At 39.7% G+C, this 10324-nt stretch carries 12 protein-coding genes; 5 read left to right on the top strand and 7 right to left on the bottom strand.

Annotated features, from left to right (window positions below):
* The first annotated feature begins 13 nt into the window (after positions 1 to 13).
* The 3 genes from rpmA to KH943_RS07140 all read left to right on the top strand — a co-directional run bounded on the left by rpmA (position 14) and on the right by KH943_RS07140 (position 2188).
* The gene (gene rpmA, locus KH943_RS07150) at positions 14 to 271 is read left to right on the top strand and encodes a 50S ribosomal protein L27 (protein WP_005705226.1); all 258 of its coding nucleotides are present in this window, start codon (positions 14 to 16) and stop codon (positions 269 to 271) included.
* 70 nt (positions 272 to 341) lie between these two features.
* Complete coding sequence (locus tag KH943_RS07145) at positions 342 to 1274, top strand: DMT family transporter (protein ID WP_304109493.1); 933 nt, start codon at positions 342 to 344, stop codon at positions 1272 to 1274.
* Positions 1271 to 2188: a DMT family transporter gene (locus KH943_RS07140; protein WP_304109490.1), complete on the top strand. Its 918-nt coding sequence runs from the start codon at positions 1271 to 1273 to the stop codon at positions 2186 to 2188. The genes KH943_RS07145 and KH943_RS07140 overlap by 4 nt, the downstream gene beginning before the upstream one ends.
* A 139-nt stretch (positions 2189 to 2327) precedes the next feature.
* Here KH943_RS07140 and yidD read toward each other — a convergent pair whose 3' ends face one another.
* The 3 genes from yidD to rpmH are packed head-to-tail and all read right to left on the bottom strand — an operon-like array spanning position 2328 to position 3171.
* The gene (gene yidD / locus KH943_RS07135) at positions 2328 to 2675 is read right to left on the bottom strand and encodes a membrane protein insertion efficiency factor YidD (protein ID WP_304109487.1); all 348 of its coding nucleotides are present in this window, start codon (positions 2673 to 2675) and stop codon (positions 2328 to 2330) included.
* Entirely contained in the window at positions 2573 to 2998 is a 426-nt protein-coding gene (rnpA, locus tag KH943_RS07130; RefSeq protein WP_304109498.1) for a ribonuclease P protein component, read from the bottom strand. The genes yidD and rnpA overlap by 103 nt, the downstream gene beginning before the upstream one ends.
* A gap of 38 nt (positions 2999 to 3036) precedes the next feature.
* Positions 3037 to 3171, bottom strand: a complete 135-nt coding sequence (gene rpmH, locus KH943_RS07125) for a 50S ribosomal protein L34 (RefSeq protein ID WP_005599701.1) — start codon at positions 3169 to 3171, stop codon at positions 3037 to 3039.
* A 206-nt stretch (positions 3172 to 3377) separates the two neighbouring features.
* On the opposite strand from rpmH, the gene hemH reads away from it, so the two are divergent.
* Both hemH and mutM read left to right on the top strand, forming a co-directional pair.
* Positions 3378 to 4337 (top strand): ferrochelatase, encoded by a 960-nt coding sequence (gene hemH, locus KH943_RS07120; RefSeq protein ID WP_304109483.1) that lies wholly within the window; start codon positions 3378 to 3380, stop codon positions 4335 to 4337.
* Positions 4338 to 4353: 16 nt separating this feature from the next.
* Entirely contained in the window at positions 4354 to 5178 is an 825-nt protein-coding gene (mutM, locus tag KH943_RS07115; RefSeq protein ID WP_304109480.1) for a bifunctional DNA-formamidopyrimidine glycosylase/DNA-(apurinic or apyrimidinic site) lyase, read from the top strand.
* 87 nt (positions 5179 to 5265) lie between these two features.
* Here mutM and miaB read toward each other — a convergent pair whose 3' ends face one another.
* The 4 genes from miaB to KH943_RS07095 form a co-directional block, all read right to left on the bottom strand.
* Positions 5266 to 6693, bottom strand: coding sequence for a tRNA (N6-isopentenyl adenosine(37)-C2)-methylthiotransferase MiaB (miaB, locus tag KH943_RS07110; RefSeq protein ID WP_040218384.1), 1428 nt, complete (start codon positions 6691 to 6693; stop codon positions 5266 to 5268).
* A gap of 185 nt (positions 6694 to 6878) precedes the next feature.
* Positions 6879 to 8963 carry a polysaccharide biosynthesis tyrosine autokinase gene (locus KH943_RS07105; RefSeq protein ID WP_304109477.1) on the bottom strand — a complete coding sequence of 695 codons (2085 nt, stop codon included), beginning with the start codon at positions 8961 to 8963 and terminating at the stop codon, positions 6879 to 6881.
* A gap of 14 nt (positions 8964 to 8977) precedes the next feature.
* Positions 8978 to 9427 carry a low molecular weight protein-tyrosine-phosphatase gene (locus KH943_RS07100; RefSeq protein WP_304109475.1) on the bottom strand — a complete coding sequence of 150 codons (450 nt, stop codon included), beginning with the start codon at positions 9425 to 9427 and terminating at the stop codon, positions 8978 to 8980.
* 1 nt (position 9428) lies between these two features.
* The coding region (locus KH943_RS07095; protein WP_304109472.1) for a polysaccharide export protein at positions 9429 to 10324 on the bottom strand (896 nt) is incomplete at its 5' end.

The following is a 10324-nucleotide window of genomic DNA, read 5'->3' as shown; positions in this document are numbered from 1 at the left end:
GGAGATCAAGTAGATGGCAACTAAAAAAGCTGGTGGTTCAACTCGTAACGGTCGTGATTCTGAAGCTAAACGCCTTGGTGTTAAACGTTTCGGTGGCGAGTCTGTTTTAGCAGGTAGCATCATTGTTCGTCAACGTGGTACTAAATTCCACGCAGGTACAAACGTAGGTATGGGTAAAGACCACACTTTATTCGCAACTGCAGATGGTAAAGTTAAATTCGAAAGAAAAGGCGACAAAAACCGTCAATACGTAAGTATCATTGCTGAGTAATTTAAAGCAAAATTTCAAGAAAACCTCACAAATGTGAGGTTTTTTTATACCTAAAATCTATAATAATCCTATGCAAAAACAACAACCCCTAGCAGGCTTCCTCTTCGCCCTCCTTGCAGTATTGATGTGGGGAACACTGCCAATAGCTCTACAGCCTATCTTAAAAGAGATGAACGCCCAAACTATCGTTTGGTTTCGCTTTATTGTTGCGATGATTGGCGTATTTTTTATGCTCTTCTTTGCAAAAAAATTGCCAAAGGTGACCGCTTTAACACGCAAAGATCTAACTCTTTTAATCATTGGGATCTTAGGTCTCTCAGGCAATTTTTTCCTATTTAACGTGGCATTACGCTATATTCCAGCCACCGCAAGCCAAGTTATCAGCCCACTTTCTTCCTTTGCCATGATTTTATGCGGTGCATTTTTGTTCAAAGAAACTATCCGATTAAATCAAAAACTAGGATTTATCGTGGTAATTATCGGCTTAATCCTCTTCTTCCATAATCGCTTGGCAGATTTTTCGCAAATGAATGGCTACGCATTTGGAATCTTATGCGGGACATTAGCCAGCTTTATTTGGATCGGCTACGGGCTTTCGCAGAGAATCTTATTAAAACGTTTCAATTCGGTACAAATCCTGTTTATGATTTATATCGGTTGTAGCCTTGTGTTCACGCCACTCGCTGATTTCTCTCAAGCGGTCAATTTAAGCGGATTTGCTGTAATCTGTTTAGTCTATTGCTGTTTGAATACCATCATTGCCTACGGCTCCTATGCCGAAGCACTAAACCGCTGGGATGTTTCAAAAGTGAGCATTATGATGCCGTTAATCCCGATTGCTACGATGATTTTTTCAGAAATGGCGTATTTCTGGAAACCCGAAAGTTTTACACCGCCAGATCTCTCCTTGTTAACCGTTTTAGGGGCTTGTTTAGTAGTTTTTGGGGCGTTATTCTCTGCCGTAGGACATAAATTATTACATAGAAGAAGAGTAAAAAAATGAAGAAAAATGCAGGCTTAGGTTTTTGTTTGGCACTACTTGCCACGATGATGTGGGGTACGCTACCAATTGCGGCACAACAAGTATTGGTTTCGCTTGATGCTCAAACCCTTGTTTGGGCAAGATTTTGGGTGGCAGGCATTGGGCTGTTTCTTGTGCTTGGTTTTGCAAAAAAATTGCCAAAGTTGACCGTTTGTAATGCTAAACATTTCGGTTTAATGTTGCTCGGCACACTTGGTTTATCAGGCAATTTCTTTTTGGTCGCAGAAGGATTACATTATATCTCGCCTACAACAACTCAAGTTTTATGGCAATTTTCGCCTTTCTTGATGATTTTCTTAGGTGTTGTTTTGTTTAAAGAACCATTTAATCTTTCGCAAAAAGTCGGCTTTTTACTGCTTATTATCGGCTTAATCGCATTTTTTAACGACAAATTCGGCGAACTTCTGCAACTTAATGCTTATGCACTTGGTTTGATTTTAAGTACAGCAGGCAGCTTGATTTGGGTCTGTTATGGCATTGCCCAAAAGTTATTGCTAAAGCGGTTTAATTCGCAACAAATCTTAATGATAATTTACCTCAGCTGTGGCATTGCGTTTAGCCCATTTGCCAGCCCAACCCAAATTGGCGAGATCAGCACGCCTTTTGTATGGGGTTGTTTTATCTATTGTTGTTTGAACACGTTGATTGCCTACGGCTCTTATGGGGAGGCGTTGAGTTTGTGGGACACCTCGAAAGTCAGCGTAGTTACCACGATGATTCCGATTTTCACGATGCTGTTTTCGATTTTAGGGCACATGATTTTTCCAGAAACTTTTTCCAGCCTAGAGATGAACTGGATAAGTTATGTGGGGGCAATTGTAGTCGTGCTTGGTGCAATGATGGCAGCGGTGGGACACAAAATCTTTGGAAAATAAAGATAAAAAAATAGCTAGCAATTCGTTTGCTAGCCATTTTGAGAGGTCTACATAATGAATAAAACTTTATAACGACTATAAATAGTAGTCGTTATAATAGACTCGTTGGAAAAAAGAAAGTTCACTAAATTTTGAAAAATTAATGATTTTTTTCACATTTTTTGCAACACACTTTTGCTGGCACAGGATCTTCTCCGCCTTCATTTAATGGATTACAACGCAAAATACGTTTGAAGGCTAAATATCCTCCTTTGATTGCTCCGTGAATTTTAATTGCTTCAACAGCATAAGTGGAACAGCTCGGATAAAATCGGCATCGGGGACCAATTAAAGGACTAATAAAATAACGATAGAAATAAATCGGCAGTAGCAAGATTTTGGATGCTAGGCTGATTTGTTCTCTTCTTTCGTTGATTTCTTTTGTGGCTTTATCTGTTGTTTGGTTTGAGGTTGTGGATTTTTGCTCAGGCGGATATGTCTTGCCCATAATTTTTCTAACGTTTCAAAAAGCGTGGCATTATCCAACTTGCCAATCCCCCCTTTCGCTACGAAAACAAAATCCATATTTGGTAGTTCGTGCTGTTTTAAGCGAAAAGATTCCCGCACAATGCGTTTAATACGATTGCGATCGTGAGCACGTTTGAGATGTTTTTTAGCAACGGTTAAGCCTAGACGGGGATTTTCTGCCGTATTTAAACGAGCCAAAAGCGTCATTTGAGGAGTGCTGGCTCGAAAAGGATTTTCAAACACAGCTTTAAATTGAACGGGAGCTAATAAACGTAGCTCCCGAGAAAAAGTTAGCGTCTTCACTTTCACAATTGTGGGTGATTAGCTGCTCTAACTGCAAATTATGCAGATAAAGATTTGCGACCTTTAGCACGACGACGTGCTAAAACTTGACGACCATTTTTAGTAGCCATACGAGCACGAAAACCGTGTGTACGAGCACGTTTTAATACAGAAGGTTGGAATGTACGTTTCATTATTTATCTACCTAATAAAAAGTTATTGGCAAAATGCCAATTCAAGACTATAAAAAGAGGTCGCCATTTTAACGGTAAACAAACAAAAAGGCAAGGCGAAAACCACGGTTAAATGTTAAAATCTGCACAAATTTTATTTGTCATTCCCTACAAATTCAAGCAAACTACACTTTATTTGCTCATAACGAAAAAAGAAGAGAAAAAATATGGAAAATAAAAAAATCGGTGTGTTACTTACAAACCTTGGTACACCAGATGCCCCTACCACTTCCGATGTAAAACGTTACTTAAAACAATTCTTAAGCGATCCGCGGGTGATCGACCTTCCTAAATTCAAATGGCAAACGATCTTAAATTGCTTCGTGTTACCAAAAAGATCACCAAAAGTGGCAAAACTTTATCAAGCAATCTGGACGGCTGAAGGCTCACCGCTGCTTGCTATTTCACGCAAACAACAAAAAGCCCTGCAAAATTATTTCAATGCGAAAGGCAAAAATGTCGTTGTGGAGCTCGGAATGAGCTACGGCAACCCAAGTATGGCACAAGCGGTCGAAAACTTGACTAAACAAGCGGTCGAAAAAATTATCGTATTACCGCTCTACCCACAATATAGCAGCACCACAACCGCCTCGGTATTGGACGCCTTTGCAGAGAGCCTAAAACAGCATCGCCGTGTTGTGCCGTTTGAGTTTATTCACAGCTACCACAACGACCCACTTTATATCGAAGCCTTGGCGAACAGCATTACGCTTGAGACCGATGAATTACTGCTTTTCTCTTTCCACGGCATTCCAAAACGCTACGCAGATGAAGGCGATTTCTACCCGCAACACTGCCAACAAACCGCAGAATTGGTTGCTCAAAAATTAAACCTAACATCTGAACAATGGAAATTGACTTTCCAATCTCGTTTTGGTGATGAAGAGTGGTTGCAACCTTACACTGATGAAACGCTTGAAAGCTTTCCAAGTCAAGGCGTTAAAAAAGTGGCAGTAATTTGTGCGGGCTTCTCAGTCGATTGCTTAGAAACGCTTGAAGAAATTGCCGAAGAGAATAAAGAAAACTTCATTAATGCAGGTGGGGAAAGCTACCGCTATATTCCAGCCCTCAATGCGACAGGCGATCATATAAAGGTGATGGTAAAACTGATTGAAGAAAAAATCTAATTTGTAAGGAACAAATATGCCAGAACTTCCAGAGGTGGAAACCAGTTTGCGTGGCGTTGAGCCTTATTTGCAAGGGCAAACTATCAAGCAGATTATCACTCGCACGCCTAAATTACGCTGGGTAATTCCTGTTGAGCTTTCTCAAATGCAAAGGGCAAACATTCTTTCACTTTCTCGCCGTGCTAAATATCTGATTTTGCATACTGACAAAGGCGATATTATTGTGCATCTTGGGATGTCAGGTTCGCTGGGTATTTTGAAGGCGAGTGATAATCAGCCAGCAGGCAAGCACGATCACGTGGATTTAATTACTGAATCAGGCGTGATTTTACGCTACAACGATCCGCGTAAATTTGGTTGTTGGCTCTGGGCAGAAAAGGCGGGCGAACACGAACTTTTGCAAAAACTAGGGCCTGAACCTCTTTCTGACAGTTTTACAAGCGGTTATTTATTCGAGAAAAGTCGCAAAAAAACCGTGGCGGTGAAAAACTTTATTATGAACAATGAAGTGGTAGTCGGCGTGGGGAATATCTATGCTTGCGAATCGCTATTTATGGCAGGCATTCATCCTGAACTTTCTGCCCAAAACCTCACGCAAAAGCAGTGCGAACGTTTAGTAAAAGTCATCAAAGAGGTGCTCACCAAATCAATCACCCAAGGCGGCACAACGCTCAAAGATTTTATTCAACCCGACGGCAAGCCTGGTTATTTTGCTCAAGTACTACAAGTTTACGGACGCAAAGGAGATGAGTGCAACGATTGTGGCTCAATTATCGAAGCGAAAGTGGTAGGGCAACGCAATACGTACTTCTGCCCAAAATGTCAGCGATTGCCGAGATAGAGGATAAAATAAGCAAGCGGTGGTTTTTCAATTGGAATTTGCAAATTCTAAGAGAAAAATCACCGCTAGAATAGCTAAAAAGAGTGTTTAAAGATTTACCACATATTGCCCCACGCCTAGCTCGTCTTCTTTACGCGTGCGTGCGATGACGCTGGCGGCAGATTCTACCACGCGTAATCCCATTTCATCTTCGGTGCGAACTACTTCGCCACGCAGTGAATTGGTATAAACGTCGGTGATTTTCACATCCACAAATTTGCCGATCATATCTGGCGTGCCCACGAAATTCACCACGCGGTTGGTTTCAGTTCGACCAGTCAGTTCCATAATATCTTTTTTCGATGGGCCTTCTACTAAAATACGCTGTTCTGTGCCAAGCATCGCACGGCTGAACTGCATCGCTTGGTGGTTGATACGTTGTTGTAAACGCGCCAAACGCTCTTTTTTCTCGTCTTCGCTCACATCATCTGGAATATCTGCCGCTGGCGTGCCTGGGCGTGCCGAGTAGATGAAGCTAAAACTCATATCAAAATTGACTTGCTCAATTACTTTCATCGTTTGTTCAAAGTCTTCCGCTGTTTCGCCTGGGAAACCGACAATAAAGTCAGAGCTGATTTGAATGTTTGGGCGTACTTCACGTAATTTGCGGATAATTGCTTTGTATTCCAATGCAGTGTGGTTACGTTTCATCATTGTTAAAATACGGTCTGCACCACTTTGGATTGGTAAGTGTAAGAAGCTTACCAATTCTGGCGTGTCGCGATAAACTTCAATGATATCGTCAGTAAATTCAATTGGATGGCTGGTGGTGTAACGCACGCGGTCGATGCCGTCAATCGCTGCCACTAAGCGAAGTAATTCTGCAAAGGTGCATATACCACCGTCAAAGGTTTCACCACGATAAGCGTTTACGTTTTGACCGAGTAAGTTCACTTCACGTACGCCTTGCTCCGCGAGTTGTGCGATTTCAAATAATACATCATCCACAGGACGAGAAACTTCTTCGCCGCGGGTGTAAGGCACTACGCAGAATGAGCAGTATTTGTTACAGCCTTCCATAATAGAAACGAACGCCGTTGGGCCTTCCGCTTTTGGCTCTGGCAAGCGGTCGAATTTTTCGATTTCTGGGAAAGAAATATCCACAATCGCACGGTCACCGCCGCGGATTTTATTAATCATTTCTGGCAAGCGGTGTAAGGTTTGCGGCCCGAATACGATATCCACGAAAGGCGCACGTTCACGGATATGTTCACCTTCTTGTGAAGCTACACAACCGCCCACGCCGATAATCAAATCAGGTTTGTCTTTCTTCCAGTTTTTCCAACGACCTAATTGCGAGAATACTTTTTCTTGTGCTTTTTCACGAATTGAGCAAGTATTGAGCAACAACACGTCCGCTTCTTCAGGTTTATCGGTCAGTTCTAAACCGTGGGTTGAATTTAAGAGATCCGCCATTTTTGATGAGTCATACTCATTCATTTGACAGCCCCAAGTTGTAATATGTAATTTTGCCATAATCGTCTATATTGCTGTTAATAAATAGGTTATCAGTAATGAGAAAAGAAAAGCGTAGAGACTGGCTCTACGCTAAAAATTCTGGGTTATTTTACCCGATTGGCTATTTTTTGGCTATAACTAAATTTGATGTGCTGTTGTAGCATCTTGCAAATCTTTCGTAGAAAAAGACCGCTTATTAAACATTATTTGTAATCATAATGATAATATTCATAACGGTTAGATGCTGTACGTTTCATACCATTTAGAATGACTCCTTTCACGGGTACGCCAGATTGCTCGAAACGTTTTTGCGATAACTCTAACTCTTTTATAGAAGTTTCTCCAAAACGGGCAACAAGCAATGTTGCTCCTACATAGCGACCAACAATTGCTGCATCGGTTACAGCTAAAATTGGCGGGGTATCTACAATGACTAAATCGTATTGTTTAGATGCCCACTCTAATAGTTGTTGGAATCGAGCACTTGAAAGTAACTCTGATGGATTAGGAGGTCGTTTACCTGTTAAGATTACATCAAAACTACCATAATGTTGTACAGCACTTTCGAATGGCAGATTTTCTGAAATTACCGTACTAACACCATTATCTTTAGAGAGTTTTAAGAAATGATGCAAGCGGCTTTTACGTAAATCCGTATCGATTAAAAGTATTTTTTGTCCTGTTTTAGAAAGTACATTCGCTAAATTTGAAGAAATAAAACTTTTACCTACACTAGGTGCAGGGCCTGAAATCATTAATAAGTTGTTATTCGCTTCCATCATAGCGAAATGTAAGCTTGTTCTTAAGCTACGTAAAGCTTCAATAGATAAATCGGTTGCAGAAATTTCGGATAACAATGCAGAATGCCCTGAAGTATGTGCTTTCGTGCTTTCTTGAGTATCTGAATATGGAATGGTTGCATAAGTCGATAAACCTATTTCATCAATTTCAGAGGTAGATTGAATCCCTCTATGTAATAACGCTTTTGTAATCGCAAACAGAGATGAAAGGATCAAACCTAATAACAGCGATAATGCCACAATAATCGCTTTTTTAGGCGCTACTGGTTCATCAAATGCTTGTGCTTTATCTAAAATACGTACATTGCCTATCGCACTTGCTTTAACAATTTCAAGCTCTTGAATTTTATTTAAAAGCTGAATATAGATTTGTTGGTTTACTTCCAAATCACGAGTTAAACGAATAACTTCTTTTTGCGTGCTCGGTAAACGTTCAACTTGCTTATTTAAACGATCTTTCTCTCCATTAAGAATTTTACGCTTTTCAATTAATGCGGTATATGCTGGGTGATTACGCGTAAATTTCTGTGAAATCTCACTTTCTTTCATAGTCAGCTCATTTAAATCTGATTCTAATTGAACAATCGTATCTAACGCTGATTTTGCTTCCAAGTTTAAATCAACAGAATCATTTTTCTGACGATACTCATTGAGTGCATTTTCCGATTCGGTTAAGCGTTGTTTTAACTCTGGCAATTGCTTTGTTAAAAACTCAAGACTTTTTGAAGCTTCTGCAGAATTACGAGCAATATTTTGTAATAAATAATTTTCAGCAATATTTTGAACTATACGTTTAATTTTTTCTTTGTTATCACCGTTAAGAGAAATTTCAATAATCCCAGTTTGTTTGCCTGTTTCAGCCACTGAAATTTCTTTTTGTAAAGATGTTACTGCGTCTAGTTCTGAAATTTTGCGAATATTAAAACGTTGCCCTTCAGGTGCATTTAATGCCGACGCACTAAAGATAAGCTCATCTGTCTCATATTTATGACCAATAACGCCTTCTAATATAGGCTTATTATTAGACAATAAAATGAAGTTTCCTGGTTGTTCACCTACTTGAAGAGTTAATTCTGCTATATTGGTTTTAGGTATAAACTGATCGACCACTAAATTAGGCACATTTCCCATTAAACGAGCAATGCCTTTTCCGATTATAGGTAATGAAAATTGAGGCTGGACTTGCGTCGTTAAATTTAATTGCTCAACAGTGTTAGATAAAACCATTCTGGATTTTAAAATAGCTACTTCCGTTGCAGATGAAGATTGCCCTTCAAAAATTCCTGAAAAATCTTTAAGTGCTCCGCCTGAAGATTTACTTTCTACTTGAACCGCAGAATTAGCACTATAAATAGGCGTAGCAAGAATAGCATAAAGCGTACCAATAATGGTTGTTAATAATGTAAATGCTACAATCCACCATTTACGATCCCACACTGAACCTAAAAGTTTTGTTAACTCGATTTCATCATTTCTATTATCAGCCATTTATCTTTTTTCCTTTATCTTGATAATTTCTTCTGCCACGCCAATGCTGCTGTTTCAATTTGTTTATAAACAGCTTCAAACATCTCTCGACTTTGACGATAAGGATCAGCAATTTCTTGATTTCCCTCTAACCAACGCCCAAAGAGCATTACTTTACCCGTAGATTCAGGAGAAATTTCTCTTACTTTCTCTATATGTCCTTTTTCCATTACTAAAATAAGATCTGCTTGTCGGCATAAATCATGCGTTAATTGCTGAGATTTATGAGAAGAAAGATCAATATTATGTTTGCGAGCTACATCTAGCATTGTGTTATCTGCTTGTTTTCCAACTAAACGGCTACGTTCTGCAGAAATTCCTGCTGAATGAATTGCTTTTTCTGGGAAATGTATGCTTAGCAATGCTTCACCTAAAGGTGAACGACAAATATTTCCTACACAAACAACTAAAATATTCTCAAACATACTACCAATTCCGAATTCTTAACATTGATTCTGTTAAATTATCAAAACCAGATAAGGTTGGTACAACTTGGGTTATCACACGATTCCAACGCGTAATAGGAGCGGTCGTAACATAAACCACATCATAAGGTTTTAAATAAAACTCGGTGCCCAGAACATAAGAAGTTGCATTAGAAAGATCAAGCTGATAAATATCTGCAATTTTTTCTAATTTATTAGCTCCATCCACTGTTGGATGAATTAATGAAGCATCATTTCTTTGTCCTCGAATAACAAAAATCCCCGTTGCATCTGCTGCTAATTTATCAATACCACCACTTTCCGCAATTGCCTCTGTTAATGTCATACCATAATGGGTAATTTTAAGCATCTGCGGTTTTGAAACTTCGCCTACCACAAAAACTTTGTTTGCATCATTACGAGGAACATGCACGATATCCCCATCTTTTAATAAGCGGTTTTGGGTTAAATCTCCACGCTCAATTAAGGCTTCTAAGGAAACTTTTTCATCACGACCTTTGCTTGTAATGGTGACATTATGCCAATCTGCATTATCCGACAATCCGCCAGCTTTATTCACGGCATCTAATAAAGTTAAAGGTACATTCGTTAAAAATTGTTGACCTGGCGTTTTGATTTCACCTGTAACATACGCTTTCTGCGATTTGTATGCGGCAACGGTTACATCAATTTGAGGCTCGGCAATATAAGTAGCAAGCTGCTTTGTGAGTTTCTCACGGACTTCATTTACCGTTAACCCTGCTACTTTTACTTGACCAACATAGGGATAAAAGATGGTTCCATTTGCGTGTACTTGGTTACCTGAATCCGCAGCCGAACGGTACGTTCCCGCTGGTGTAGTTAACTCTGGATGATCCCAAACAGTTACATTTAATA

Origin of the sequence: Haemophilus parahaemolyticus, assembly GCF_018373095.1 — a bacterium.
Taxonomy (GTDB): domain Bacteria; phylum Pseudomonadota; class Gammaproteobacteria; order Enterobacterales; family Pasteurellaceae; genus Haemophilus_A; species Haemophilus_A parahaemolyticus_A.
This window is presented reverse-complemented; position numbering and strand designations above follow the sequence as displayed.

Coding starts and splice junctions, on each gene's coding strand:
- KH943_RS07105 (WP_304109477.1), bottom strand. CDS start 8,963: ATGGCTGATAATAGAAATGATGAAATCGAGTTAACAAAACTTTTAGGT.
- rpmA (WP_005705226.1), top strand. CDS start 14: ATGGCAACTAAAAAAGCTGGTGGTTCAACTCGTAACGGTCGTGATTCT.
- hemH (WP_304109483.1), top strand. CDS start 3,378: ATGGAAAATAAAAAAATCGGTGTGTTACTTACAAACCTTGGTACACCA.
- mutM (WP_304109480.1), top strand. CDS start 4,354: ATGCCAGAACTTCCAGAGGTGGAAACCAGTTTGCGTGGCGTTGAGCCT.
- KH943_RS07100 (WP_304109475.1), bottom strand. CDS start 9,427: ATGTTTGAGAATATTTTAGTTGTTTGTGTAGGAAATATTTGTCGTTCA.
- yidD (WP_304109487.1), bottom strand. CDS start 2,675: ATGGGCAAGACATATCCGCCTGAGCAAAAATCCACAACCTCAAACCAA.
- rpmH (WP_005599701.1), bottom strand. CDS start 3,171: ATGAAACGTACATTCCAACCTTCTGTATTAAAACGTGCTCGTACACAC.
- miaB (WP_040218384.1), bottom strand. CDS start 6,693: ATGGCAAAATTACATATTACAACTTGGGGCTGTCAAATGAATGAGTAT.
- KH943_RS07145 (WP_304109493.1), top strand. CDS start 342: ATGCAAAAACAACAACCCCTAGCAGGCTTCCTCTTCGCCCTCCTTGCA.
- KH943_RS07140 (WP_304109490.1), top strand. CDS start 1,271: ATGAAGAAAAATGCAGGCTTAGGTTTTTGTTTGGCACTACTTGCCACG.